General features: G+C 63.0%; 23 protein-coding genes. 9 read left to right on the top strand and 14 right to left on the bottom strand.

All coding sequences use genetic code 11. From position 1 onward, the window contains the following. Nucleotides 1–40: 40 nt before the first annotated feature. The 8 genes from radA to rpsF form a co-directional block, all read right to left on the bottom strand. Nucleotides 41–1,444, bottom strand: a complete 1,404-nt coding sequence (gene radA, locus EB230_RS24520) for a DNA repair protein RadA (protein ID WP_056563272.1) — start codon at nt 1,442–1,444, stop codon at nt 41–43. Nucleotides 1,445–1,489: 45 nt separating this feature from the next. Then, on the bottom strand, nt 1,490–2,983 hold the full coding sequence (locus EB230_RS24515) for a replicative DNA helicase (protein ID WP_056563270.1): 1,494 nt from the start codon (nt 2,981–2,983) through the stop codon (nt 1,490–1,492). Between the two features lie 218 nt (nt 2,984–3,201). Next, complete coding sequence (locus EB230_RS24510) at nt 3,202–4,179, bottom strand: small ribosomal subunit Rsm22 family protein (RefSeq protein ID WP_056563268.1); 978 nt, start codon at nt 4,177–4,179, stop codon at nt 3,202–3,204. Nucleotide 4,180: 1 nt separating this feature from the next. Next, nucleotides 4,181–4,504 carry a YnfA family protein gene (locus EB230_RS24505; protein ID WP_056565549.1) on the bottom strand — a complete coding sequence of 108 codons (324 nt, stop codon included), beginning with the start codon at nt 4,502–4,504 and terminating at the stop codon, nt 4,181–4,183. Nucleotides 4,505–4,597: 93 nt separating this feature from the next. After that, on the bottom strand, nt 4,598–5,890 hold the full coding sequence (locus tag EB230_RS24500; RefSeq protein WP_056563266.1) for a cyclopropane-fatty-acyl-phospholipid synthase family protein: 1,293 nt from the start codon (nt 5,888–5,890) through the stop codon (nt 4,598–4,600). A gap of 175 nt (nt 5,891–6,065) precedes the next feature. Beyond that, nucleotides 6,066–6,650, bottom strand: coding sequence for a 50S ribosomal protein L9 (gene rplI / locus EB230_RS24495; RefSeq protein WP_056563263.1), 585 nt, complete (start codon nt 6,648–6,650; stop codon nt 6,066–6,068). A gap of 218 nt (nt 6,651–6,868) precedes the next feature. Further along, nucleotides 6,869–7,117: a 30S ribosomal protein S18 gene (rpsR, locus tag EB230_RS24490; protein ID WP_006203718.1), complete on the bottom strand. Its 249-nt coding sequence runs from the start codon at nt 7,115–7,117 to the stop codon at nt 6,869–6,871. Then, nucleotides 7,117–7,611 (bottom strand): 30S ribosomal protein S6, encoded by a 495-nt coding sequence (gene rpsF, locus EB230_RS24485; RefSeq protein WP_056563259.1) that lies wholly within the window; start codon nt 7,609–7,611, stop codon nt 7,117–7,119. Before rpsF ends, rpsR begins: the two co-directional genes overlap by 1 nt. 463 nt (nt 7,612–8,074) lie before the next feature. Between rpsF and EB230_RS24480 the strand changes: the two genes are divergently transcribed. Next, nucleotides 8,075–9,712: a pilus assembly protein gene (locus EB230_RS24480; protein WP_172374103.1), complete on the top strand. Its 1,638-nt coding sequence runs from the start codon at nt 8,075–8,077 to the stop codon at nt 9,710–9,712. Between the two features lie 42 nt (nt 9,713–9,754). On the opposite strand, the gene EB230_RS24475 is transcribed toward EB230_RS24480, so the two are convergent. After that, nucleotides 9,755–11,683, bottom strand: coding sequence for an LTA synthase family protein (locus tag EB230_RS24475; RefSeq protein WP_056563253.1), 1,929 nt, complete (start codon nt 11,681–11,683; stop codon nt 9,755–9,757). A 276-nt stretch (nt 11,684–11,959) separates the two neighbouring features. Here EB230_RS24475 and fabD point away from each other — a divergent pair, with 276 nt between their 5' ends. The 4 genes from fabD to fabF all read left to right on the top strand — a co-directional run bounded on the left by fabD (nt 11,960) and on the right by fabF (nt 15,437). Next, nucleotides 11,960–12,907: an ACP S-malonyltransferase gene (gene fabD / locus EB230_RS24470; RefSeq protein ID WP_172374102.1), complete on the top strand. Its 948-nt coding sequence runs from the start codon at nt 11,960–11,962 to the stop codon at nt 12,905–12,907. A 59-nt stretch (nt 12,908–12,966) separates the two neighbouring features. After that, nucleotides 12,967–13,704: a 3-oxoacyl-[acyl-carrier-protein] reductase gene (fabG, locus tag EB230_RS24465; RefSeq protein WP_056563248.1), complete on the top strand. Its 738-nt coding sequence runs from the start codon at nt 12,967–12,969 to the stop codon at nt 13,702–13,704. A 199-nt stretch (nt 13,705–13,903) separates the two neighbouring features. After that, complete coding sequence (locus EB230_RS24460) at nt 13,904–14,140, top strand: acyl carrier protein (protein ID WP_006203723.1); 237 nt, start codon at nt 13,904–13,906, stop codon at nt 14,138–14,140. 34 nt (nt 14,141–14,174) lie between these two features. After that, complete coding sequence (gene fabF, locus EB230_RS24455; protein WP_056563245.1) at nt 14,175–15,437, top strand: beta-ketoacyl-ACP synthase II; 1,263 nt, start codon at nt 14,175–14,177, stop codon at nt 15,435–15,437. Here the strand turns inward: fabF and EB230_RS32735 are convergent. Beyond that, nucleotides 15,425–15,697 (bottom strand): hypothetical protein, encoded by a 273-nt coding sequence (locus EB230_RS32735; protein ID WP_244493892.1) that lies wholly within the window; start codon nt 15,695–15,697, stop codon nt 15,425–15,427. The two genes, fabF and EB230_RS32735, sit on opposite strands and share 13 nt — an antisense overlap. On the opposite strand from EB230_RS32735, the gene mltG reads away from it, so the two are divergent. From mltG to EB230_RS24435, 4 genes are all read left to right on the top strand, one after another. Further along, a complete protein-coding gene (gene mltG, locus EB230_RS24450; RefSeq protein ID WP_244493891.1) occupies nt 15,696–16,805 on the top strand; it encodes an endolytic transglycosylase MltG in 1,110 nt (369 codons plus the stop codon). The two genes, EB230_RS32735 and mltG, sit on opposite strands and share 2 nt — an antisense overlap. 157 nt (nt 16,806–16,962) lie before the next feature. Beyond that, nucleotides 16,963–17,853 carry a YicC/YloC family endoribonuclease gene (locus tag EB230_RS24445; RefSeq protein WP_056563240.1) on the top strand — a complete coding sequence of 297 codons (891 nt, stop codon included), beginning with the start codon at nt 16,963–16,965 and terminating at the stop codon, nt 17,851–17,853. 21 nt (nt 17,854–17,874) lie between these two features. Continuing rightward, nucleotides 17,875–18,531 (top strand): guanylate kinase, encoded by a 657-nt coding sequence (gene gmk / locus EB230_RS24440; RefSeq protein WP_056565545.1) that lies wholly within the window; start codon nt 17,875–17,877, stop codon nt 18,529–18,531. Nucleotides 18,532–18,871: 340 nt separating this feature from the next. Then, a complete protein-coding gene (locus EB230_RS24435; RefSeq protein WP_172374101.1) occupies nt 18,872–20,263 on the top strand; it encodes an amino acid permease in 1,392 nt (463 codons plus the stop codon). A gap of 145 nt (nt 20,264–20,408) precedes the next feature. Here the strand turns inward: EB230_RS24435 and EB230_RS32480 are convergent, their stop codons facing one another. The 4 genes from EB230_RS32480 to EB230_RS24420 are packed head-to-tail and all read right to left on the bottom strand — an operon-like array spanning nt 20,409 to nt 24,728. After that, nucleotides 20,409–20,555 carry a hypothetical protein gene (locus EB230_RS32480; RefSeq protein ID WP_196772369.1) on the bottom strand — a complete coding sequence of 49 codons (147 nt, stop codon included), beginning with the start codon at nt 20,553–20,555 and terminating at the stop codon, nt 20,409–20,411. After that, nucleotides 20,545–20,898, bottom strand: coding sequence for a GNAT family N-acetyltransferase (locus EB230_RS24430; protein WP_196772370.1), 354 nt, complete (start codon nt 20,896–20,898; stop codon nt 20,545–20,547). Before EB230_RS24430 ends, EB230_RS32480 begins: the two co-directional genes overlap by 11 nt. Further along, nucleotides 20,898–22,424 (bottom strand): arginine/agmatine antiporter, encoded by a 1,527-nt coding sequence (gene adiC, locus EB230_RS24425; RefSeq protein WP_172374100.1) that lies wholly within the window; start codon nt 22,422–22,424, stop codon nt 20,898–20,900. The genes EB230_RS24430 and adiC overlap by 1 nt, the downstream gene beginning before the upstream one ends. 12 nt (nt 22,425–22,436) lie before the next feature. Continuing rightward, nucleotides 22,437–24,728, bottom strand: a complete 2,292-nt coding sequence (locus EB230_RS24420; protein ID WP_065004971.1) for an Orn/Lys/Arg decarboxylase N-terminal domain-containing protein — start codon at nt 24,726–24,728, stop codon at nt 22,437–22,439. Nucleotides 24,729–25,140 lie beyond the last annotated feature (412 nt).

The following is a 25,140-nucleotide window of genomic DNA, read 5'->3' as shown; positions in this document are numbered from 1 at the left end:
GCCCCACTCCGATCTCTTTTTCACGGCTCGACGAGCCGCGTTATTCTTCATCGTCGACGCGGCTGCGCCGTGAGCCGGCTATGCGCGCCACGAGGTCGGCAAGCTCGGTCGGCTGGAAAGCGCCGGCCCCGATCCCTCCGGCAAGTTCCTCGCTGCCCAAGGGCAGAACCGCGCTACCAAAACCCAGCTTTTCAGCTTCCTTGAGGCGCTGTTGCGCATGCGCAACCGGCCTCACAGCGCCTGAAAGGCTGATTTCGCCGAAATAGACGCAATCGGCGGGAAGGGCAAGGCCGGTGAGCGAGGAAACCAGTGCGGCCGCGACCGCGAGATCGGCCGCCGGCTCGCTGATGCGGTAGCCGCCGGCGACATTGAGGTAGACGTCATGGGTGCCGAAGCGAACGCCGCAATGCGCCTCCAGCACAGCCAGCACCATCGAAAGTCGCGCGCCGTCCCAGCCGACCACCGCCCGGCGCGGCGTGCCAAGGGAGGAGGGCGCCACCAGCGCCTGGATCTCGACCAGAACCGGCCTTGTGCCTTCCATGCCGGCGAAAACGGCCGCGCCAGGCGATTTCGCATGCCGCTCGCCCAGGAACAGTTCCGATGGGTTGGAGACCTCGCGCAACCCCTTGTCCGACATTTCGAAGACGCCGATCTCGTCGGTCGGTCCGAAACGGTTCTTCACCGTGCGCAGGATGCGGTAGTGGTGGCCGCCCTCGCCCTCGAAATAGAGCACGCCGTCGACCATGTGCTCGACCACGCGCGGCCCGGCGATCTGGCCTTCCTTGGTGACATGGCCGACCAGGACGATCGCCGCCCCCGTGGATTTCGCATAGCGGATCATCGCCTGGGCGGCGGCGCGCACCTGGGTGACCGTGCCCGGCGCCGAATCGGCAAGGTCGGTCCACAGCGTCTGGATCGAATCGAGAATAACCAGATCCGGCCGCTTGCCGTCGGCGATCGTGGCGAGGATATCCTCGACATTGGTTTCCGCCGCGAGCTCGACCGGCGCCGAGGCAACGCCGAGGCGTTGCGCGCGCAGCCTGATCTGCGCGACGGCTTCTTCGCCCGAGACATAGACGATGCGGTGACCCTTTGATGCCAGCGCGGCGGCGGCCTGGGTGAGCAGCGTCGACTTGCCGATGCCCGGATCGCCGCCGACCAGAAGCGCGGAACCGCGCACGAAGCCGCCGCCGGTGGCGCGGTCGAGCTCGCCGATGCCCGATATGATGCGCGGCGCATCCTCGATATCGCCTGAGAGCGTGGTCAGCACCACCGCGCGGCCCTTGCGGGCGTTGCGCGTGTTGGCCGGCCCCGAACCGATGCCGCCGGACGTGCCTTCCTCGACCAGCGTGTTCCACTCGCCGCAGGCATCGCATTTGCCGGCCCAGCGCTGATGCACCGATCCGCAGTTCTGGCAGATGAACTGGACGCGCGATTTGGCCATCAGGCTGCCGCGAGTTGGAACGGAGCGGGTCGGTAGGTCAAAAAGCTACTCAAACCTCTCCGCGATATGATGCTCTTCCGCCAGATCGGAGAAGCGGGTGAATTCGCCGTGGAAGGCGAGCGTCACCGAGCCCGTCGGGCCGTGGCGCTGCTTGGCGACGATGACCTCGGCCTTGCCGCGCATCTCGTTCATCTCGTTTTCCCACTTGACGTATTCCTCCGTGCCGAGCTTCGGCTCACGGTTCTTGAGGTAATACTCCTCGCGGTAGACGAACATCACGACGTCGGCGTCCTGCTCGATCGAGCCGGATTCACGCAAGTCGGAGAGTTGCGGGCGCTTGTCGTCGCGGCTTTCGACCTGACGCGACAGCTGCGACAGCGCGATGATCGGCACGGCCAGCTCCTTGGCCAGCGCCTTCAGGCCCGTCGTGATCTCGGTGATTTCCTGCACGCGGTTCTGCGAGGCCCTGGCGCTCGAGCCCTGCATCAGCTGGATATAGTCGATGACGATCAGGTCGAGACCGCGCTGGCGCTTCAGGCGACGCGCGCGGGCGGACAGCTGCGCAATCGAGATACCGCCGGTCTGGTCGATGAAAAGCGGGATCTTCTGCATGGTCTGCGAACAGGCAACCAGCTTTTCGAAATCCATTTCGGTAATTTCGCCGCGGCGGATTTTTGAGGACGAGATTTCCGTCTGCTCGGAGATGATACGGGTTGCGAGCTGCTCGGACGACATTTCGAGCGAGAAGAAGCCGACGACGCCGCCATTGGCCGCCTTGAACGATCCGTCTGCCTGCTGCGCCGGCACATAGGCCTCGGCGACGTTGAAGGCGATGTTGGTGGCGAGCGACGTCTTGCCCATGCCGGGGCGGCCGGCAAGCACGATCAGATCCGACGATTGCAGGCCGCCCATGCGGCGGTCGAGATCGCGCATGCCGGTGGCGAGGCCCGACAGGTGTCCGTCGCGCATATAGGCCGCATTGGCCATGTCCACGGCCGTCTTGACCGCGTCGGTGAAGCTCTCGAAGCCGCCATCGTAGCGTCCGGTTTCGGCCAGTTCGAACAGGCGGCGCTCGGCGTCCTCGATCTGCTCGGAAGGCGACATGTCGACCGGCGCGTCATAGGCGATGTTGACCATGTCCTCGCCGACGGTGATCAGCGCGCGGCGCGTCGCCAGGTCATAGATGGCGCGGCCATAGTCGGTGGCGTTGACGACGGTGACGGCTTCGACCGCCAGCCGCACCACATATTGCGCTACCGTCATGTCGCCGACCTTCTCGTCGGCCGGCAGGAAGGTCTTCAGCGTGATCGGGGTCGCCACCTTGCCCATGCGGATGAGCTCAGCCGCGATCTCGAAAATCCGGCGGTGCAGGGGTTCGTAGAAATGGCCCGGCTTCAGGAAGTCCGAGACGCGGTAGAAGGCATCGTTGTTGACGAGTATCGCGCCGAGCAGCGCCTGCTCCGCCTCGATGTTGTTCGGCGCCTCGCGATAAAGCGGTTGCTGCTCCGCCACGCCGAATTTTCGTGCTGCCTCTGCCATGATATCCCCGATTTCGATCCCGGCTTCTCGATATCAGAACGAGATGAAACCGTGCTGACCTTTCTGCATCACCGCACGACCAACCAACCTTGATGCCCGTTGTTCACAGGAACGGAAAACCGTCCACAGGACAGTGTTCCTGTGTCCCGATTCCGGTTGACTCGGCAAGCAACGATTCTTACGCGCGCTATTGGAACGAAGCAAGAACAATCGGCCGTTCACGTGCCGCCTGGTTCCAGCCTGTCGCCCCAGTCCAGCCGCCGGGCCAGCTTGAAGTCCGCGCCGTCACGCTTGGTGAACAGTTGCTCCGCGGCCGTGCCGTCTTCCCGGCAAAGCTTGAGCAGAACCTTGCCAGATCCGGATTTCGGCGGTGCGAGGACCCGGGCGGCATGGGAGGCGGCCGGTTGGCGCGAAGCGGCGACAAGGATGAATTTCTCGTCTTCCCACGGCACATCGGCGTCCTTGGCCAGCCGGTGCAGGCGCGAGCGGGCGACGCGGCGCGAAAAATGGCACCAGTCGGGCGGGCTGAGCGGGCAGGGCATCTCATGCGGACAAGGCGCCAGCACATGCGCACCGGCGGCGATCAGTTGTGCGCGCACCGCCAGAATGCGCTGCCAGCCCGCAGGCGTGCCCGGCTCGATGATCAGCAGCGTGTCCGTCGTCAACTGCCATAGCCGGTCGACCAATTTGGGCAGTGATGCCGGCACGATCTCGTCCAGCACATAGGCGCAGGTGACGAGGTCCGCCGGCCGAAGGTCCGCCAGGTCTGTTGTGACGTCGCCAGCCTGCCAGACGGTTCGGGCTGCGATGGCATCGGCGGCGAGCGCCTCGCCGACCTTGCGCACCGCCGCACTCGCTTCCAGCAAAACCGCCTGTTCGAGATCGGGCCAGAGCGCGCTGGTGGCCCAAAGCACCGTGCCAGGGCCGGCGCCGACATCGAGCAGGGTTTTCGGCGTGAAATCCGGCCGGGCCGCGTTCAGCGTGTCGAGGCTGGCGCGGACCGCGGCATAGGTCGCCGGCAGCCGCGTCGCCAGATAGGCCTTGACGGCCATGTCCTGCGCCATGTGCAGGCGGCCGTCGCGCAGCTCTGCACGGTAGCGGTCGGAGAGTGTTTTCGCCGCCTGCTTCAGGTCCGGCAGCGGGATTTTTTCCAGGATGCGATCGACGGCGTGTCGAAGAGGGGCCGGCAGTTCCACGCTAGGCTCCTCGCGGTGCGAGCAGGATGACCGAAGCGCCGGCTATGCAGAGCGCGGCACCACCAAGATCCCAGCGGTCGGGCCGCACGCCCTCCACCAGCCACAGCCAGCCAAGCGAGGCGACGATGTAGATGCCGCCATAAGCGGCATAGGCGCGGCCGGCGGCATTGGTGTCGACCAGCGCCAGAAGCCAGGCGAACAGGAGCAGCGAGACGAAGCCCGGCGCCAGCCACAGTGGCGATTTTTCCAGCCGCCACCAGGCCCACACCGAAAAACAGCCAGCGATCTCGGCCACTGCCGCGGCGGCATAAAGGAGATAGGTCATGAAAAAGGGCCCCGTGACGATCACGAGGCCTTTTTCAGGGCAGGGGCCGGGAATGGCAAGCGGCAATGGCGAAAGCGCACCAACGTTGCGTTTCTACTCCGCCACCTTGCGGCGCCGGGCGGGCTTGGTGGGCTTCTCGGCAGGAGCCGCTTCGCGGCGGCCCAGGTCGCGCATTTCCAGTGCCTTTTCGCATTTTGCCATATAGTCGCGGGTCACCGGCAGCGTGTCGTTTTTCTTGGCGATCTGGAACTGGAAGATGACCAGGTCCTGCCAGCGGAAGGCGGCTTCGGAAGCGGCCAGATAGAATTCCCACATGCGGCAGAAGCGTTCGTCGTAAATGGCCTTGGCCTTGTCGCGATTGGCGGCGAAGCGCTGGCTCCAGTGCTTCAGCGTGTCGGCATAATGGAGCCGCAGGATCTCGACATCCGTGACCACGAGGCCGGACTTCTCGATCGCCGGCAGCACCTCCGACATAGCCGGTATGTAGCCGCCCGGGAAAATATACTTGCGGATGAAGGCGCTGGTGGCCCACGGCACGCCGGAGCGGCCGATCGTGTGCAGGAGCATGACGCCATCGGGCTTCAGCAACGTTGCCGCCTTGTCGAAGAAGGTGCGGAAGTGGTTCACGCCGACATGTTCGAACATGCCGACCGAAACGATGCGGTCGAAGCGTTCGTTGAGTTCGCGATAGTCCTTCAGCTCGAAATGGACGTGGTTTTCCAGGCCTTGCGCATGCGCCCTGTCGGTGGCCACGCCATGCTGTTCGGTCGACAGCGTCACGCCCTGCACGTCGACGTCGAAGGCCTTGGCGAGATAGAGGCCGAGCCCGCCCCAGCCGGAGCCGATATCGAGCACGGTCTGGCCGGCTTTCAGCCTGAGCTTGGCGGCGATATGGCGCTTCTTGGCGGCCTGCGCCTCGTCCAGCGTCATGTCCGGCTGCTCAAAATAGGCGCAGGAATACTGCATGTCCTCGTCAAGGAAGAGCCGGTACAGGTCGCCCGACAGATCGTAATGACGCTGCACGTTGCGGCGCGAGCGCGAGGCGGTGTTGATCTGCTGCAGGCGGCGGAAGGCGTGGCGCAGGCCCTCGATGGCTTTTGACCATGTCGCGTCGATGCCGCCGCTGCCCATGTTCTGGAAGGCAATGCGCATCAGGCCGAGCACGCCGCCTTCGAGGATGTCGAGTTCACCGTCCATGTAGGCTTCAGGCACCGCCAGCATCGGGTCGAAGGTAATCGCCCGTTCGGCGTGCCGGGTCTTGATGTGCATGTGCACCGGCTCGCCGCTGCCGTCGCCGAAGATGACGGTCAAGCCTTTGGGTCCGGTTACCTTGAGATTGCCCGTGCGAACCAGGCGATCGAGAACGCGCTTCAGCAGAATGTTCATAACCAAATGTCCCCTCACGGTCAGACCGGCTGCCTTAATTCTGCAACAATATATAGGGGTTCGAAAAGTTCCATTTGGTATAAAAATGCCCGGGCGAGAGGCCCGGGCATTGGTCCAGAATGGCTGGATTACGACAAAGTGATCGGAGCGCTGCTCCTTCGCCTGTCGTGGGCGATCAGGCGTTGTCCTCGCCGCCGTCGAACTCGGCGTTCGGATCGAAGAAGTTTTCCGGCCGCGCATTGTCGTTGATGTCGTCGCCATAAATGGCTTCGGCGGTGGTCAGCGTCTCGCCCTTGGCCTGACGTTCGGCCTCATCGGCCGTGCGGGCGATGTTGAGCGTGATGGTGACTTCGACTTCCGGGTGCAGCGCGATCGCCACATTGGTGAGACCGATGGTCTTGATCGGCTGGTTGAGCTGGATCTGGTTGCGGTTGACCGTGAAGCCTTCCGCCGTCAGCAGATCCGCGATGTCGCGCGTCGACACCGAACCGTAGAGCTGACCGGTCTCGCCGGCCGAGCGAACGGCGATGAAGCTCTTGCCGTCGAGCTTTTCGGCGACTTGGCTGGCTTCCGACTTGCGCTCGAGATTGCGGGCTTCGAGCTGGGCGCGCTGGCCTTCGAACTTCTTCTTGTTGGCTTCGTTGGCGCGCAGCGCCTTGCCCTGCGGCAGCAGGAAATTACGGGCAAAGCCGTCCTTGACCTTGACGGTATCGCCCATCTGGCCGAGGCGGGAAACGCGTTCGAGAAGAATGACTTCCATGGTTTTGTTCCTTTTGTTTGGGCGTCCGTCCACAAGGCAGGCGCCGAATTCTCTGGAACAGGTCAGGAAGCAAAAGGGGCGTTGCCGCCGGTGTCGCTGTCCTGCCTGTCGCGGCAGTTAGAGGCCTTGGCCTCAACTCGGGATTTGATGCCTGAACCGGTCATGCCCGTCATGGCCGGCGTAAGGAACGGGCGGCGAACCGCCCGTTCGAGAGAGATTTAGCGGACCACGTAGGGCAGCAGGCCGAGGAAACGGGCGCGCTTGATCGCCTTGGCGAGTTCACGCTGCTTCTTCTGGCTCACGGCGGTGATGCGCGACGGCACGATCTTGCCGCGCTCGGAAATGTAGCGCTGCAGGAGACGCACGTCCTTGTAGTCGATCTTGGGCGCGTTGGCGCCGGAGAACGGGCAGGTCTTGCGGCGACGGTGGAACGGGCGCCGGGTCGGGATCTGGTTGATGTCGACCATTATTCTGCACCCCCTTCAAAGCCTTCGCGCGGACGGCGCGGACCACGATCACCACCGGCGTCGCCGCCGAAGCTGCGCGGCGGACGATCGCCACGGTCGCCGCGATCACGGTCGCCGAACGAACGCGGGCCGCGATCGCGGTCGCCGAAGCTGCCGCGCTCGGAGCGCTCTTCGCGCTTCTGCATCATGGCCGAGGGACCTTCCTCATGCGCCTCGACCTTGATGGTCAGGAACCGCAGGACGTCCTCGGACAGGCCCATCTGGCGCTCCATCTCGTTGAGCGCTGCCGGCGGGCAGTCGAGGTCCATAAGCGTGTAGTATGCCTTCCGGTTCTTGTTGACCCGGTAGGTGAGGGACTTCAGTCCCCAGTTCTCGACCCGGCCGACGGACCCGCCATTCGCGGAGATGACGCCCTTGTACTGTTCGACAAGCGCATCGACCTGCTGCTGCGAGAGGTCCTGCCGGGCAAGAAACACATGTTCGTAAAGAGCCATTATGGTTCAGTGCCTTTCTTCGTTTCTCTCCCGGTTCCCGGCGGCAAAAGCCTCTGCAACTTCTCTGACCCGTGGAGCCTGGGAGGGCACGGGGAAGAAAGGAGCATGACGAGACGGTCGAGAGCGGAGACACGGGAGGCGGAAGCACTTCTGGCTTCACACGAAGGCTTTTGATGAAACCTCCGGCCCTCCGTTCAGCCCCCAGCTGGGACCGGCAGATTGGCGGCGTCTATACAGCAATCCACCGATAAGGCAAGGGCAGGCGGCGTTCCCGATGTCGCAGGGCGCTGGAAATGACGTGCTGCGTCGGTACCGCCTGGCGATTTTCTGGCAACCAGCCTTTAACCACTATGTCAGGTTGCACAGGGTTGAGCCCCGCCGTCAACGGTCGATTCATCATGGAAGGTGCAAAAGCCCGGGCAATCCGCGCAGACCAAGCGGTGAGCATTTCCCGGGGGTAAGGATGCTTCTCAACAGATTCTGGCGCTCGAAGAGCGGCAATTTCGCACTTCTGATGGGACTCGGTCTACCGGCCATCCTGTCGGCCGTCGCCTTCGCGGTTGATGTGTCGACCATCATGCGTGCCAAGAGCAACCTGCAGAATGCGCTCGACGCCGCAAATCTCGCCTCTTCTCATCTCGGCGATCTGGACATGACCCGCACGGACGCCTTCGATCGCTATTTTCAGGCCAACGTCGTCGGGCATGGCGAACTCGCCAACGCGCAGGCGACGCTGACCGTCGACAGGGGCGTCAACTTCATCAAGACAAAGGCGGTTGCCTCGGCGGACGTCAATTTGAACTTCGCCTTCCTGTTCGGCCAGAACAGACACATCGTCGTCAATGCCTCGGCTGTCGAATCGAACAATCAGCTCGAAGTCGTGCTGGTGCTGGACAATACCGGCTCGATGGCGGGTGCCCGCATGACGGCATTGAGGGCGGCAACCAAGTCCCTGCTGGACACTCTGGAGGCGACAAAATCGCCGACGCGCCAGGTGCGTGCCTCGCTGGTTCCCTTTGTCACGGCGGTCAACGTCAATGGCGATGGGTTCGACCCGTCCTGGATCGACATGGACGGGAAATCCTCCACCAACGGCATCAATTTCCCCGTCATCGACGGCAAGCGGCCGACCCATATGGCGCTGTTCAAGCAACTGGGGCTGAAGGGCGGATGGAACGACACCGGATGGAAAGGCTGCGTCGAGGCTCGCCCCGGCACCTACAACATTTCCGATACGCCACCGGACCCGAACAAGCCCGACACGCTGTTCGTGCCCTATTTCGCTCCCGACGATCCAGCACCTGCCACCAAGCCGTCCGGCTCCTATGGCAACTCGGCGACCGGCTACAACAATTCCTACCTCGACGACACCATAGACAAGAACAAACTCAAGCAGTCCGGCATCAATGTGCTGGGTATCGACCTCAGCGGCCTGCTCGGAGGTGCGATCGACGCGTCGTTGGGCGCTGATCTGGAAAAAATCGCCAAATATGTCGCCTCGACGAACAAGCTCGTCACCGAGACCGGCACCGCCATCACCGTTGGGCCGAACCGCTCCTGCCCGACCCCTATCGTTCCCTTGACCGACGACTTCGTCAAATTGCGCAAGGCGGCGAGCCAGATGACGGAATGGAACGGTTCCGGCACCAATGTCTCGGAGGGCCTGTCGTGGGGCATGCGGGTGCTTTCACCAGGCGCGCCCTATACCGATGGGGTGCCATTCAAGACGCCGGGCGTCAGCAAGATCGTCATGCTGCTCACCGACGGCGAGAATGTCGTCTATGGCGCCAGCAATCAGCCGACCAAGTCCGACTACACGTCCTATGGATATCTGGCGGGTGGCCGCTTCGGGTCCGACAACCAGACAACGGCGGCCCGCAATGTCGACGCCTGGACCAAGAGCGTGTGCACGCAATTGAAGAACGAGGGTGTGCAGATCTATACGATGGTGCTGCAGTCGGACACCGCCGCCAACCGGGCGCTTTACAGCGCCTGCGCTTCCGACCCGAGCGATTATTACGCCGTCAACGACCCGGCCAAGCTGCCGAACGTCTTTCAGCAGATCGCCAACAAGTTCTCGAAGCTACAACTCACGAACTGAGCGCTCGATCTCGAGAGGGCTGCCTTATCTGATGTGCGCCCCTCAACTTGTATGGGCGACGATCTTGTCGACCGTCTCGGGGAAAAAGTCGGGCGCGGCATGGCGCTTGCCGAACATCATGTCGTACTGGATGAGCCGGAAATCGCGGATTGCCGGGTTGATCTCCTTTTGACGCGACCAATCGGGCGTGGCCTCGCCGGCCGGGGTCAGCAGCAGGTTGCGGTCGACGACGCGGTAGCGCTCCCGCATCTCGCCCAGGAAGCCCGTGTAGTAGGGATGGGTGATGCCGGCCGCGGTCAGGATATGATAGGGCAGGAATGCCGGGCTTACCGTGCCGAGGTCCGCGACCGGGCCGGAACGGTTCGACCAGATGATCAGCGGTGTCTCGTGATGGTCAAGGGCGGCTTGCGGTGTCGGTTCCTTGCGTGGCGCGACGTTGTCCTTCAGGAAGCCCGTCTCGACATAGACGGGCCCCAGTGGCGGCAGATGGTCGCCGAAGAAGGCGACAATCGTCGGCCGCTCGCGCTTCTTGGCCCATTCGATCAGCCGTTCAAGGCCGTGGTCCGCGTCGGCGGAACCCTCCGCATAGCTCAGCAGCGAATCGCGCGCCCACTGGCTGATCGGCGCCTGCACGGCGTGGGTCGGGTTGTAATAGCGGTTCGGTTCATAGGGGCCATGGTTCTGCAGGCTGACCGCGAAGAAGAACACCGGATCGTCACTTGCGTCGGCTTCCCGGATGATCTCATCCGTCATCGCCGCATCCGATGCCAGCGGTCCGCGCTTTTCCATGGGCGGCAGCGTCTCTTCCGACTTGAAATCGTTGAAGCCGAAATCGGCGTACACCGCGCCACGGTTCCAGAACCAGTTGGTGCCCGGATGGATGGCGCGCGCCCGGTAGCCCTCGCTCTTCAGGAAGGTCGCCATCGATGGTGTCGGCGTGCGCACATATTGCTGGTAGGGGATGCTGCCGGCCGGCAGGAAAGCGTTGGAAAAACCGGTCAGCGCCTCGAATTCGATATTTGCCGTCATGCCGCCGAATTCAGGCGAGAACATCGAACCGGAACGCAATGCCCGCACGGTGGGGATGGGATCCGGTGTGATGGTGACGCCGGGCAGCTTGGTCGGATCCCAGAAGGATTCGCTCATGACGACAATGATGTCTGGCCTTTCATCGGGCACCGAGGCCGTTATCTGCGGCCGGTCGATCGCCGCGATCGCCTTTTCCGTATAGCCCGGGGGTGCCGAGACATGGGCCATCGGCACGTTGAGCGCGAAGGCTAGTGCAAAGCCGTTGGAGGCGTAGTTTTCCTTCTGGTCCCACATGATCGGGATGATCTGCAGCCGATCCCTGGTCCATGAGAAGGTGGCATAGTCCATGATCGAGACGAAGAAGGCGAGCAGCGGCACCGCCAGCGTCAGCCGGGCAAGGCGACCCTTGTGGCTGAGCGCGGGAACCTTGCGGCGCCACTGCCGCCAGCCATAGACGAGCAGCGACAGGCCGGCGACGATGCCGACGACCATGGCGAGCGCGGTCATCGGCCGTTCACGCACCAGGAGCGGCAACAGGGCGAAGATCTGGCGGGCGTAGAGGAAATCCGTCGGGTAGAGCGGATCGCCGAGATAGTGCGACTTCTGGTGGCCGACAAAGGCCAGCGAGAGCGTCAATGGCGCGACGATCATCAGGCTCTGGTGGCTGCGGCCGAGCACGGCGTCGAGGCCGATCAGGATCAGCGCGAACACGACGATGGTCGTCCAGCCCGGCTTGAGCGGCTGCAGGAAGAAGAAGACGGTGCCGGCAAAGTCACCGCGCACGATCCATTCGATGGCGAACACCAGGATGGTTGAGATCGCCAGGCTGATCAATCCGTAACGGACAACCGGCCATCTCCGGCCCGGCAGATAGCCGGTGGACGGATCGTCTTCCAGGAACTGAGGCGCGGCTTTACCGGCGCGTTTCGAACTCTTTGCCACTTTAACTTCCCACCCGGCGACAACCCAAGTCACGCGATTGTCATATAATTGTCACGCAAAGCTAGCGCCTGTGGCGAAAATAAGAAGAGCCAGCGAACGATTCGTGAGCGGTTTTCATCAGGAGTGATCGCCAAAAACCCTTTCGGAACAGGCACTCGGCGCATGGTTCGGGTCTGGGCACGGGTCGAAGCGGGCTTGACTTGGCGGGCTGCCTTGCGCCACAGGCAGGAAAAATTCGCGTATCAGATAAGCACATCAGTCTTCGGGAGCCCTAGCATGGCCGTCGCATTCACCTTTCCGGGACAAGGCAGCCAGGCTGTCGGAATGGGCAAGGATCTTGCCGATGCCTTTCCGGAGGCGCGCAGGATCTTCCAGGAAGTCGACGACGCGCTCGGCGAAAACCTGTCGAAGCTGATCTGGGAAGGTCCGGAACAGACGTTGACGCTGACCGCCAATGCGCAGCCGGCACTGATGGCGGTTTCGCTGGCCGCCGTGAGGGCGCTGGAAGCGCGCGGTTTCTCGCTGAAGGGCAAGGTCGCCTATGTCGCCGGCCATTCGCTGGGCGAGTATTCGGCCCTTGCCGCCGCCGGCTTTGTTTCCGTCGCCGATGCCGCCCGCCTGCTGCGCATTCGTGGCAACGCCATGCAGGCGGCGGTGCCGGCCGGCGAGGGCGCCATGGCGGCGATCATCGGACTCGAGCAGGAGGATGTCGAAGCCGCTTGCACCGAGGCCGCGCAAGGCTCCGGCAAGGTCTGTCAGATCGCCAATGACAATGGCGGCGGCCAGCTGGTCATCTCCGGCGCCAAGGCCGCGGTCGAGCTGGCGGCGAAACTGTGCACCGAAAAGGGCGCCAAGCGGGCGCTGATGCTGCAGGTCTCGGCGCCCTTCCATTCCGCCTTGATGGCGCCGGCGGCGAACGTCATGCGCGATGCGCTCGCCGGGGTGGCGAAGAACGCGCCGGCGGTTCCCGTGGTGTCCAACGTCACCGTGACACCGACCGGCGATCCGGATGAGATCGCCCGGCGCCTTGTCGAGCAGATAACCGGCCGCGTGCGCTGGCGCGAAACGGTGGAATGGTTCGGCGCCAACGGCGTTGTGACGCTTTACGAGATCGGCGCCGGCAAGGTGCTGTCGGGCCTGGCCCGGCGCATCAACCGCGATATCGCTACATCAGCCATCGGCACGTCGGCCGATGTTGAGGCGGCACTGGCCGCACTCGCATAATACACTGGCGATTTGACCCCTTCCGTGTGAAGGGTGTTTTCTCAGATCAGGAGACAAAAATGTTCGAACTGACCGGCCGCAAGGCGCTCGTCACCGGCGCATCGGGAGGCATCGGCGAGGCGATCGCCCGCGTGCTGCATGCTCAAGGCGCCATTGTCGGCCTGCACGGCACTCGCATCGAGAAACTCGAAACACTGGCCGCCGAACTCGGCGACCGGGTAAAGCTGTTTCCGGCCAATCTGTCGAATCGCGACGAGGTCAAGGCGCTTGGCCAGAAGGCGGAGGCCGATCTCGAAGGCGTCGACATCCTGGTCAACAATGCCGGCATTACGAAGGACGGGCTGTTCGTGCGCATGTCGGACGCCGATTGGGATAGCGTGATCGAAGTCAATCTGACCGCCGTTTTCCGGCTGACGCGCGAACTCACCCATCCGATGATGCGCCGCCGCCATGGCCGCATCATCAACATCACCTCGGTGGTTGGTGTCACCGGCAATCCCGGCCAAACCAACTATTGCGCCTCCAAGGCTGGCATGATCGGCTTCTCCAAGTCGCTGGCGCAGGAGATCGCCACCCGCAACATCACCGTCAACTGCGTTGCCCCGGGCTTCATCGAATCGGCGATGACCGACAAGCTCAACGACAAGCAGAAAGAGGCGATCATGGCGGCGATTCCGACGCGCCGCATGGGCACGAGTGTTGAAGTGGCGTCCGCCGTCGCCTACCTCGCCTCCAACGAAGCCGCCTACGTCACCGGGCAGACCATCCATGTCAACGGCGGCATGGCGATGATTTGACCAGACATGGCGGGGTTGTGAAAAGAGACCATTTCACCTTGGACCTCGGCCATTTTTCGTGTAATGCGGCCCGCAACCCGGCGGTTCGGGCAAAAACCGGTCCGTGGCCGTTGCGTTTCCGGCAGGACCATCTTTCAGCTTGATTAGCGGCATTCTGCCCGCTAACGAAGACAGACAAACAAAAGACGAGGATGCCCAAATGAGTGACACCGCAGAGCGCGTCAAGAAGATCGTCATCGAGCACCTTGGCGTCGATGCCGACAAAGTGACGGAGCAGGCGAGCTTCATCGATGATCTGGGCGCTGACAGCCTCGATACGGTCGAACTCGTCATGGCGTTCGAAGAAGAGTTTGGCGTCGAGATTCCCGACGACGCGGCCGAGACCATCCTGACCGTCGGCGATGCGGTGAAGTACATCGACAAGGCTTCGGCCTGACGCTTTCCGCAGTCATCACCGGGGAGGACCTGCGATGAGGCGTGTCGTCGTTACGGGCCTTGGGTTGTTGTCGCCGTTCGGCATGGGCTTCGAGCACAGCTGGAAGGAGCTTCTGACCGGCCGCAGCGCCGCCAAGCGCATCACCGAGTTCGAGGTGGAGGATCTTGCCTGCAAGGTCGCCCACGTCATTCCGCGTGGTGACGGCAGCAATGCGACCTTCAATCCAGAGGCCGTGCTCGAGCCCAAGGAATTGCGCAAGATCGGCGACTTCATCCTGTACGGGATTGCCGCCGCCGACGAGGCGCTGAAGGATTCCGGCTGGGAGCCCAAGACGCATGAGGAGCAGTGCGCCACCGGCGTGCTCATCGGTTCCGGCATTGGCGGCATCGAGGGCATCGCCGAGAATGCGATCATCCTCAAGGAGCGCGGTCCGCGCCGCATCAGCCCCTTCTTCATCCCGGGCCAGATCATCAATCTTGTCTCTGGCCAGGTTTCGATCCGGCACGGGCTGAAAGGCCCCAACCATGCCGTCGTCACTGCCTGTTCGACCGGGGCGCACGCCATTGGCGATGCTGCCCGGCTGATCATGTGGGGCGATGCCGACGTCATGGTCGCCGGTGGCGCCGAAGCGCCGGTGACGCGGCTGTCGATCGCGGGCTTCGCCGCCTGTCGGGCGCTGTCGACCGAGCGCAATGATACGCCGCAGACGGCCTCGCGTCCCTATGACCGTGACCGAGATGGCTTCGTCATGGGCGAGGGCGCCGGTGTCGTGGTGCTCGAAGAGCTCGAGCACGCCAAGGCGCGCGGGGCGAAAATCTATGCCGAGGTGACCGGCTACGGTCTCACCGGCGACGCCTATCACATCACCGCACCGGCTGAAGACGGCGACGGCGCCTTCCGTTGCATGACGGCGGCGTTGAACCGGGCCAAGCTTGCGCCATCCGATGTCGACTACATCAACGCGCATGGCACCTCGACCATGGCCGACACGATCGAGCTCGGCGCCGTCGAGCGGCTTGTCGGCAATGCCGCGTCGAAGATTTCGATGTCGTCGACCAAGTCGTCGATCGGCCATCTGCTGGGGGCGGCTGGTGCCGCCGAGGCGATCTTTTCGATCCTCGCGATCAGAGACAATATCGCGCCGGCGACCATCAACCTCGACAACCCGGAGCGTGAAACCGCGATCGACCTGGTGCCGAACAAGCCTCGCTCCCGCCAGATCGACGTGGCCCTGTCCAATTCCTTCGGCTTCGGCGGCACAAACGCTTCGCTTGTATTCCAGCGCTACAATGGCTGATCGTCCGGCCGCCGGACGACGCTTCGACGTGCCGTCAATTTTGCCATATTCGCCCCTACTCTGCCGCGGGGGATTCGTTGGGCGATCAAACGGTAGGGCAAAATGAACACAAATCCGGTGGGCAACGGAGAATTCGGGCAACGGCCGGCGAACACCGGGCCGATCGTGCCGAAGACAGCCAGCGAGGCCTTGCGGCCGGAAGCCGGAACCCCGCCGCCGAAACGCTCGCGCGCTTCGCGCAGCCAGGTCGTGGTGTTCATGAACTTCGTCATCTCCTCGGTGATGCTGCTGGTTTTGGCGGCTGGAGTGGCGCTCTATTTCGGCAAGCAGGAATTCACCGAACCCGGTCCTTCGGCCAATGGCGACACCTTCCTGGTCAAGGCGAACACCGGCGTCCAGGACATCGCCGACCAGCTTGAACGGCGCGGACTGATCAGCGACGCCCGTGTCTTCCGCCTTGGCGTGCGTGCCTTCGGCAATGATTCCGCGCTCAAGGCAGGCGAATACGAGATCAAGCCCAGGGCATCCATGCGCGACATCATGGAGCTCCTGAAAAGCGGCAAGTCGGTGATGTACTCGCTGACCATTCCGGAAGGGCTGACGGTCGAGCAGGCCCTGCAGCGTATCGCCGACGAACCCGCCCTGAGTGGCGACATGCCTTCGACAACGCCTCCCGAGGGCAGCCTTGCCACCGACACGCTGCGCTTCACGCGTGGCGCGACGCGCCAGCAGATGATCGACAAGCTGCTGGCCGATCAAAAGAAGCTGGTCGACGAGGTATGGCAGCGGCGCGCGCCGGACCTGCCGCTCGCCAATATCGAGGACTTTGTCACCCTGGCGTCGATCGTCGAGAAGGAAACCGGCAAGGGTGACGAGCGTTCGCGCGTCGCCGCCGTCTTCCTGAACCGGTTGGCCAAGGGCATGCGCCTGCAATCCGATCCGACCATCATCTATGGTCTGTTCGGCGGCAAGGGAAAGCCCGCCGACCGCCCGATCTACCAGTCGGACATCCAAAAGCAGACACCTTACAACACCTATGTCATCAACGGGCTGCCGCCGACGCCGATCGCCAATCCGGGCCGCGCGGCGCTTGAGGCCGTGGCCAATCCATCGAAGACCGACGATCTATATTTCGTCGCCGACGGCACGGGCGGTCATGTCTTTGCCGCGACGCTGGACGAGCACAATGAGAACGTCGCCCGCTATCGTGCGCTGCAGAAAAAGCAGGCCGATGACGCGGCCAAGGCCGCTGCCGCCGGTGCCAACGGCAATACGGACAAGCCTGCCGCAGACAAGCCCGCCGACGGCGGCGACAGCACCGGTGGCGACAATGGCGATGCCGGCGGCGATGCGGGTGATGCCCAGTAAGACGAAGAAAGGCGTTGCCCGGAAGGCGACAGCCTGACATTTGAAGGAACGCCAAGCGTCCGGTTTCGACGCGCCCGCGGCGTGGTTGTTTTCAAGCAGCACTTGCCCCGTCCGGAAGACTGGTTTCGGGGTGATGCGCCAGGGATGTGCAGGCGACATGAATTTGCAGAGCATGACCGGGTTTGCACGTGCCGTCGCCGAGCATGACGGCACCTCGATCGCCTGGGAGGTCAAGTCCGTCAACGGCAAGAGCGTCGAGGTGCGGCTGCGGCTGCCACAGGGTTTTGAGCGGCTGGAGCCGGCGGTGCGACAGACGCTGCAGAAGCGTTTCGCCCGCGGCAATTTCCAGGCGACGCTCACAATCGGCCGCGCCGCCGGCGCGCAGGCGCAACCCGTCGTCAACGAGGCGTTTCTGAAAGACCTTGCGGGTCTGGCCAAGCGTCTGCAGGAACAATTCGGCGTTGCCCCGGCGACAGCCGACGGATTGCTGTCGCTGCGAGGTGTGCTTGACATTCCTGAAACCATCGAAACCGAGGAGGCGCGCGCCGCGCTCGACGCCGCCATCACGGTTGCGCTCGACGTCGCGCTGAAAGGGCTGGAACAGGCGCGGCAGGGCGAGGGGGCGGCGCTGGCTTTGCTGCTGTCCGGCCACATCGATGCCATCGAGGCACTGACGTTGCGCGCGGAGGCGGACCCCTCACGCGACACCGCGGCGATCCGTGAACGCATCGCCGAGCAGGTCAGGCTGCTGATGGACGCGTCCGCCAATCTGGACGCCAGCCGGCTGCATATGGAGGCGGCATTCCTTGCGACCAAGGCTGATATTCGCGAAGAGATCGACCGGCTGAAAACGCATGTCGCATCTGGCCGGGCCCTGCTTGGGGGTGGCGGCGCCGTCGGCCGCAAGCTCGATTTTCTGGCACAGGAATTTAACCGCGAATCGAATACGCTGTGCTCGAAGTCGAACGCCGCGGCCGTCACCGCGATCGGGCTGGAGCTGAAGGCCGTGGTCGACCAGTTTCGTGAACAGGTACAGAATCTGGAGTAGCCGATGGTTGCCAAGGAACCGATGGTTCCCAGGGATTTGGGGGGCCGCATTCGCCGCCGGGGGCTGATGCTCGTCCTGTCGTCGCCATCCGGTGCCGGCAAGTCGACGATCGCGCGCAATCTCCTGGAAAGCGATTCCAGCCTCGAATTGTCGGTATCGGTCACCACCAGGCCGCGCCGCGGCTCGGAGATCGAGGGTGTTCACTACCATTTCCGCACCATGCGCGAGTTCGAGCGGCTGCGCGATTCCGACGCGCTGCTCGAGTGGGCGGAGGTGCACGGCAATTGCTATGCGACACCGCGCGAACCCGCGGAACTGGCGCTGGCGCAAGGCCGCGACATGCTGTTCGACATCGACTGGCAAGGCGCCCAGCAGCTCAAGGAGAAGATGCGTGCCGATATCGTTTCGATCTTCATCCTGCCGCCCTCGATGAAGGAACTGAAGGCGCGGCTGAAACGCCGCGCCGAGGACCAGGAAGCGGTGATCGAGACGCGGCTGAAGAACGCCCGCAATGAGATCGAGCACTGGAAGGAATATGATTTCGTCATCGTCAATGACGATCTCGACCGGGCCTTCGCCGAGGTGCGCGGCATTGTCGTCGCCGAACGATTGCGGCGGGACCGCCGGCCCGGTCTGTTCGATTTCGTCTCCGGCCTGCTGGACGAGAAGACGGCGTAAGGCCCCCTTCTTCCTTCTCCCCGTTCACGGGACCACCGATGCTATAACTCGCTCGAACTGCCGGTATGAGGTGGTGACCTCAATCTGCCGCCAGTCAGCCAGCGCGAACTGGATCGCATCCGCCTGAGAATGGCGACGGTCTGTTCCATTCCACTGAAACCAACGAGGCCGCTCAAGGGTGGCACATGGCTGACACAAGACCACGGTAGACAAGCTCGCCTGCACGTTGAATAGTATCACAGTTCTTGATCGCAAGTCCCAATGGTACTGGATTTGAGAGCGTTGACATCATGATACCGCTTCGAAACCGCTCTTCATTCTTCCGCGCGCTCGGGCCGGCATGACGGCTCCGATCGCGAGCAGCCACGCCCGGTCGCTGGGTGTAGTCACCTGCAGCGCGCTGGTCGTCGGCAATATTATCGGAAGTGGTTTCTTTCTCTCGCCGGCCGCACTCGCGCCCTATGGCTATGTCGCGCTCATAGGATGGGTCCTGATGGCCGGTGTCGCGATCTGCATCGCGCTGCTGTTTGCGCGGCTTGCGCGGATATTGCCAAGCGTCGGCGGTCCCTATGCCTATGCGCGGCAGGCATTTGGCCCGCAGGTCGGGTTCATCGTCGCGTGGACCTATTGGATTTCGATGTGGGTTTCGCAGCCCGCGATCGCGATCACCTTCGTGGGTTATCTCGGCGTTTTTTTCCCCGGCATTGGTCAAAGCCGGCTGCTTTCCACCGCAATCGGGCTGGCCGCGATATGGGCCGTCGCGCTGGTGAATATCCGTGGCGTCCGGTCCGCCGCGATACTTCAGAATATCATGGTCGGCATGAAGCTCGTGCCCTTCATCGCGATCGGGTCGATCGGGCTGTTCTGGGTTTCGCCCGCGACCCTCGCGCTACCGCCTGACCTCCCCGCCGGCGCGGGCGGTTCTGGCCCGCTTTCCACGCTATTCGCGATCGCCAGCGTAATGCCTTTGATCATGTTCGCTTTCCTGGGCATCGAATCCTCGACCGTGCCCGCCGACAATGTCAGGGATCCGGCGCGCACGATTCCGCGCGCCACCATCCTAGGCACATTGATCTGCGCCGCGATATTCATTCTCTGCACGGTCACCGTGATGGGCGTCGTACCGCGCGCGACGCTGGCGGCCTCGTCGGCGCCCTTTGCCGATGCAGCCCGCCTGATGTGGGGGGATTGGGCTGGCGACGTGCTGGCGGCGGCGGTCATCTTCTCGTCGCTCGCCGCGCTCAACGGCTGGACGCTGGTGATGGGCCAGGTTCCGCTTGCCGCGGCGCGCGACGGCCTGTTCCCTCCGATCTTCGCGCGGCTTAGCCGCTCGAGCACCCCTGCGGCGGGGATTGCCATTTCGCTTGTCCTGTCATCGCTGATGCTGCTGCTGCAGGCGAGCGGATTGACCGCTTTGGTCGGCGTCTATCGCGAGCTCATCAATCTCTCGACCACCGCGGAAATGGTCCCCTATGCCTTTTGCGCGGCCGCCGAAACCACGCTGCTCGCGAGTCTTGCCCGGCCCGGCCCTTGGGCTGACCGGCCCTTCACGCTGATTTCGTTGATCGCCTTCACCTTTTCACTGGTCACAATATATGGCGGCGGTGCGGCGGCGGGTTTGTGGACCATGATTCTGACGATGATCGGGATACCGGTCTATGCGATGATGACGCGCCGGCAGCCACCGCGCGATGATGTGAGGAATGAGGAGCCGCAACGTTCGATGCCGTGAGAGGAGAACGCACCTGTGCGATGTTCCCCCACCATCGTAGCTCGGCGGCGTCGTGCGGCTCGTCGGGTTCCGCGACGAACAGGATGGCAGCTCGCGCATCACCTCGCGCATCCAGGCGACGATCGAGTATGATTTCGTGCGCTGATCAGATTTTGCGGATCAACGCGCGCGCTTCCTCGCCATAGCCTTTCGCCGGATTGATCCGGCCGTCGCCGAGCGATGCGAAACCCCAATAGTTCCAGAAGGCATGGGCATCGCCGACCGCGATCAGGGCGATAGTGTCAAAAGCCACCACGGCGTGCTTCCTCCACGACAATCTCCACCGCGCGGTTCGCCATGCCGTGCCCGCGCGCTGCCTCGCCGACCGCGAGGTCGTGAAGATAATAGCAGTCGAGCGGTTCGGGCAGCCGCTTCAGCGGCACATCGAGTGCCGGCGGCGTGTCGAGCCGCCCTGGATGTGAGATCAGGTAGCCGCCAATCCTGCCGTCGCCGATGTCCAGAACATGACATCCTGCCGGATAGAGGCGGAAACAGGCGGCGAAGACCGATGAGTTCTCGGGATAATCGAGGTGAACCGCCTCTGCGAGGTTCGTCACTCGATCGAGATCCGCATCGGTCATCGCACGCCAGTCCATCAGGGCGTCTCTTGTGGCACCATCTTGTCGACCGTCTCCGATACGTTCGGCGGCGATGCAGAGCGCGAGTGAAGGTCGAGACCGGAATAGCGGCCCACCGACAGCCAGAACATTACGGCCAGCGCGGCAATGGTAACACCCAGTGCGAGATAACGCACCCAGACGGGCGAACGCCCACCCGGATGGAGATGCTTTTCCTCGATATCGCGCTTGCGGGTGATCGACGCCGAGTAGAAAACGATTGTGGAGATCACGAAGATCAGTGACCACCGCACTTGCTCTCCATCGGAGCCAGCCAGCGCCACCATGCAATAGGCCGCCCCCGCGAGCCCCGTGATCACGAAGAAGGTGTACTGCGCGTGGGGCATCTTGCGATAGCCGAGCACCTTTATGGCGATCATCGAGTAAATATAAGGCAGCAATGTCATGATGACCGCAATCGACGCGATCTTGCCGAACTGCTCGCTTGCGGTCGGCGACATGGTGGCGAGCACCTGAATGCTCATGATCGTCGCCACGATGACAAGGCCCAGCGAGGGGACGCCGCGCTTGTTGACCCGCGCGAAGATGCCAGGGAACAGCCCGTCATCCGCCGCGGCTTTTGCCGACTGGCCGACGAGCAAGGTCCAGCCCGCCAGCGACCCGAGACAACCGACTGCGGCGCAGAGCGCGACTACACTGCCAGAAAAATCGCCCAGCGCGAGCCGCGCGGCATCCGCGAAGGGCGCTGATGAAACCAGCAATTCCTTGTTTGGGATCATGCCCATGATGACCGACGAGCTGAGTATATAGGCGACCGATGCCAGCACCACCCCGCCGACCGTAGCAATCGGGACATTGCGCGAGGGATTCTCGACGACGCCGGCCGAGACGGACGCGCTTTCGACGCCGATAAATGCCCAGAGTGTGAAGGTGAGCGTGGCCATTACCGCGCTTGTGTCGCTCTTGCCAGAGACGTTCCACGCCGATTCATAGATGTCGGCGCTGAACCAGAACCAGCCGAACAGCGCCATCCCGAAGATCGGGACCAGCGCGAACACGGTCGTGAAGCTCTGGAGCCGACCGACCAGCTTGGGGCCGAGGATATTGGCGTAGGTGAAGAACCAGATGACTGCGATGGCGGCGAATGCCATCACCACCGGGACTTTCACCACCGGAAAGAAATGCGAAAGATAGCCAAGGCCAGCGACCGCGAGCGCGACGTTGCCAATGACGTTCGCGAGCCAGTAAATGAGGTTTGTCTGATACCCCATATAATCGCCGAACGCCTTTCGCGTATAGGCGTAAGGGCCGCCCGCCGCGGGATCGATCGCCGCCAGCTTGGCGAAGACGAGCGCCAGCGCGACCGCGCCAACAATCGTGAAGATCCATCCGATCAGCGCGATGCTTCCGATCGCCGAAAGATTGGCGGGCAGCATGAATACGCCCGATCCCATCATGTTGCCTGCCACCATTAATGTGGCGGCAACCACCCCGATCTTGTTGCCGCCCCCGCTTGCGGGCGCAGCCGCTGCTTCTTCAGCCATTTCGCTTCCCCTTCAATGCTTGACGACCAACACGTGATAGACGCCATCCTCATTCTCGACCCCGTGGGTATCGTGCCCAAAGCCGGGGAAGCGCAGGTCGTAGCTTTCGAGCGCCTTGAGATAACCGATCAGTGCCCCGCCTTTGGGACCGGCATTTTCGCCCGGCATCATCAGCGGGATGCCCGGGGGATAGGGGACGATCCCTGTCGCCAGCGTGCGGCCCGCGACCTGATCAAGCGCAACCTTCTCGATATTGCCGCGGACCAGCTGCTCATAGGCGGCGACAGGGCTCATGTCGGGCTTGGGGAGGATGCCGAACGCCTCGGACATCATCCGCGTCGTCTTGAGGTCGCCCATCGCGGCGAACATCAGGTCGGCAAGCTGGCGCAGTCCCATGCCCGCGTAACGATCGGGATGATCGGCGACGAGGCTGGGGATCGCGCGATCGAGCGGGCAGTTCGCGTCATAATCCTTGCGGAAATCGAGCAGCGCGTTGACCAGCGTTCCCCATTTACCCTTGGTGACGCCTAGCGAGAACAGGAAGAGGATCGTGAAGTCGGTGGTTTTCTCGGCGACTATACCGCGCGCCGCCAGATAGGCGGTAACGATGCTCGCGGGAATGCCGACCGCGCGCAGATCGCCCGTCGGGTCCATTCCGGGGGTCAGGATCGACACCTTGATCGGATCGAGCATGCAATAACCAGGCTCGATATTCCCGAAGCCGTGCCATTCGGCGTTGGGCTCGAGGTACCAGCACGACGGCTCGGTCGCCAGATGTTCCGGATCGGCTTCGTGGAAGGCGACGGTGCGTCCGCGCGCGTCTGGAACCTTGGCTGGCTGCCACAGGTCGAAGAACCAGCTATTGTCCTCCGCCATTTGAGCCGACAGTCGCGCCACCATCTGGCGAAACGCAATCGCCTCGCGGATCGATGTGCCGGTCAGTTTTTCGCCCGACGAATCCATCATCGCCGCCGACACATCGTTGGACGCGATGATCGGATAACAGGGCGAGGTCGATGCGTGCATCATGAACGCTTCGTTGAAGCGGGCATGGTCGATCGGGTTGCGGCCGTCGCGAACATGGATCATCGACGCCTGCGACAGCGCCGCGAGCAGCTTGTGCGTCGAATGGGTTGTGAAGACGGTAGGCTTCGACCGATCGCGCGTCGCCGGTTCACCGTGCATTCCGAAGCGTTCGCGATAAATCGGGTTGAAGCGCGCATAGGCGTACCAGGCTTCGTCGAAATGGAGCCGGTCGACGCTTTCGCCCATCAGTTCCTCGACGCGCGCGACATTGTAGCAAAGCCCGTCATAGGTCGAATTGGTGATGACCGCGTGGACCGGCCTGGCATCGGGACCGATCGGCACCAGTGGATTCTCGCTGACCAGCAGGCGCAGCGCGGCGGGGGTCAGTCGCTCGGGCGGGATCGGTCCGATGATCCCCAGCGCGTTGCGCGTCGGCATCAGGTAACACGGGATCGCGCCCGACAGCGTCATCGCATGTTCGACAGACTTGTGGCAGTTGCGGTCGCACAGCGCGACCTGGTCACGCGTCACGCTCGCCATCAATATGACGCGGTTCGATGTCGACGAACCATTGGTGACATAATAGCTCCGGTCCGATCCAAAGACCTTCGCGGCATAGCGTTCGCCCGCGCCGATCGCCCCGCTATGGTCCAGCAGCGAGCCGAGTTCGCCGACCGAAATCGACAGGTCTGACCGGAACAGGCTTTCCCCGAAAAACTCGAAGAAGGCCCGTCCGACGGGCGAGGTCAGAAAAGCGGTGCCGCCAGTATGTCCCGGGGTGTGCCAAGAATATTCATAGGTCCGCGCGAACTCGACGAGACCGGCGAACATCGGTGGCAGGACTGTCGAGCGATAGCGTTGCAGCGCCGCGAAGACGCGCCCGCCGATGAAGTCGGCAGTGTCCTCGAGCAGCCAGATAAAATCGTCGGCCTTGGTCATCGCGTCGGCCGGGATCGTTGAGGCCACGCTGCGGTTGGCGAGCAGGAAGATTGGCACGTCGGCGTTGAAATCGCGCATCGCGTCCAGGATCGTGCGCGCCGCCTGATGCTCGTCGCCTTTGCTCAGATCCCAGTCGAGTAGCAAGCATTGGATCGAGGGATCGGTCGAAACGATCGCAAGCGCGTCGTCGACGGCCGAAGAAAGCACGACTTCGATCTCGCGCCGTTCCAGTTCATCGACCAGCGCCGCCATCGCGCGTCCCGCAGCTGATTCTTCGCCAAAATTCTCGCGGACCAACAATGCCCGCATCGCCAACCTCAGGCTCGATTGTGAAGACATGCTGCGCTTCCTTTCTGCTTTGGGACCGGAAAATGGAAAACGGAAAAGGGTGGGGCGCTTAGCGCGCCTTCTCCGATGATTGGGTAGGGCGCGCGTCGTGCGCTTGCGATGAATGAAAATGACACAGCGCCGTGGGCATCCCACGTGCGAATCGATTCGGATTCGAATAATCCGAAAGAAGGCTTCTGGCGTTCATGGGCTCCCATTCAAGAACTTCATGATTAAGCAGTTGCGCGACTATCGCCCGAACTGATCACAGTTTTAATACATTGTCATGTCATTCTCAGAATACTGCATCGTCCGCCGCGCTGCTGGCGGACTTCTGGAAGCAGGCCAGAATGACCATCATGACACCTTCCGTCGCAATATGCGACGATATGACGCGCCTGCCGCGCTCGTTACGGCAAAGGGG

This window comes from Mesorhizobium sp. NZP2234, from assembly GCF_013170765.1.
Taxonomy (GTDB): Bacteria; Pseudomonadota; Alphaproteobacteria; order Rhizobiales; family Rhizobiaceae; genus Mesorhizobium; species Mesorhizobium loti_D.
The sequence above is the reverse complement of the archived record's forward strand: the minus strand, read 5'-3'. Positions and strand labels throughout refer to the sequence as shown.

Coding starts and splice junctions, on each gene's coding strand:
- EB230_RS24515 (WP_056563270.1), bottom strand. CDS start 2,983: ATGGCAGAGGCAGCACGAAAATTCGGCGTGGCGGAGCAGCAACCGCTT.
- fabF (WP_056563245.1), top strand. CDS start 14,175: ATGAGGCGTGTCGTCGTTACGGGCCTTGGGTTGTTGTCGCCGTTCGGC.
- EB230_RS24420 (WP_065004971.1), bottom strand. CDS start 24,728: ATGTCTTCACAATCGAGCCTGAGGTTGGCGATGCGGGCATTGTTGGTC.
- EB230_RS24435 (WP_172374101.1), top strand. CDS start 18,872: ATGACGGCTCCGATCGCGAGCAGCCACGCCCGGTCGCTGGGTGTAGTC.
- rpsF (WP_056563259.1), bottom strand. CDS start 7,611: ATGGCTCTTTACGAACATGTGTTTCTTGCCCGGCAGGACCTCTCGCAG.
- EB230_RS24500 (WP_056563266.1), bottom strand. CDS start 5,890: ATGAACATTCTGCTGAAGCGCGTTCTCGATCGCCTGGTTCGCACGGGC.
- EB230_RS24445 (WP_056563240.1), top strand. CDS start 16,963: ATGAATTTGCAGAGCATGACCGGGTTTGCACGTGCCGTCGCCGAGCAT.
- mltG (WP_244493891.1), top strand. CDS start 15,696: ATGAACTTCGTCATCTCCTCGGTGATGCTGCTGGTTTTGGCGGCTGGA.
- radA (WP_056563272.1), bottom strand. CDS start 1,444: ATGGCCAAATCGCGCGTCCAGTTCATCTGCCAGAACTGCGGATCGGTG.
- rpsR (WP_006203718.1), bottom strand. CDS start 7,117: ATGGTCGACATCAACCAGATCCCGACCCGGCGCCCGTTCCACCGTCGC.
- EB230_RS24430 (WP_196772370.1), bottom strand. CDS start 20,898: ATGGACTGGCGTGCGATGACCGATGCGGATCTCGATCGAGTGACGAAC.
- fabD (WP_172374102.1), top strand. CDS start 11,960: ATGGCCGTCGCATTCACCTTTCCGGGACAAGGCAGCCAGGCTGTCGGA.
- gmk (WP_056565545.1), top strand. CDS start 17,875: ATGGTTCCCAGGGATTTGGGGGGCCGCATTCGCCGCCGGGGGCTGATG.
- rplI (WP_056563263.1), bottom strand. CDS start 6,650: ATGGAAGTCATTCTTCTCGAACGCGTTTCCCGCCTCGGCCAGATGGGC.
- EB230_RS24480 (WP_172374103.1), top strand. CDS start 8,075: ATGCTTCTCAACAGATTCTGGCGCTCGAAGAGCGGCAATTTCGCACTT.
- EB230_RS32735 (WP_244493892.1), bottom strand. CDS start 15,697: ATGAACACCACGACCTGGCTGCGCGAAGCGCGCGAGCGTTTCGGCGGC.
- fabG (WP_056563248.1), top strand. CDS start 12,967: ATGTTCGAACTGACCGGCCGCAAGGCGCTCGTCACCGGCGCATCGGGA.
- EB230_RS24505 (WP_056565549.1), bottom strand. CDS start 4,504: ATGACCTATCTCCTTTATGCCGCCGCGGCAGTGGCCGAGATCGCTGGC.
- adiC (WP_172374100.1), bottom strand. CDS start 22,424: ATGGCTGAAGAAGCAGCGGCTGCGCCCGCAAGCGGGGGCGGCAACAAG.
- EB230_RS24460 (WP_006203723.1), top strand. CDS start 13,904: ATGAGTGACACCGCAGAGCGCGTCAAGAAGATCGTCATCGAGCACCTT.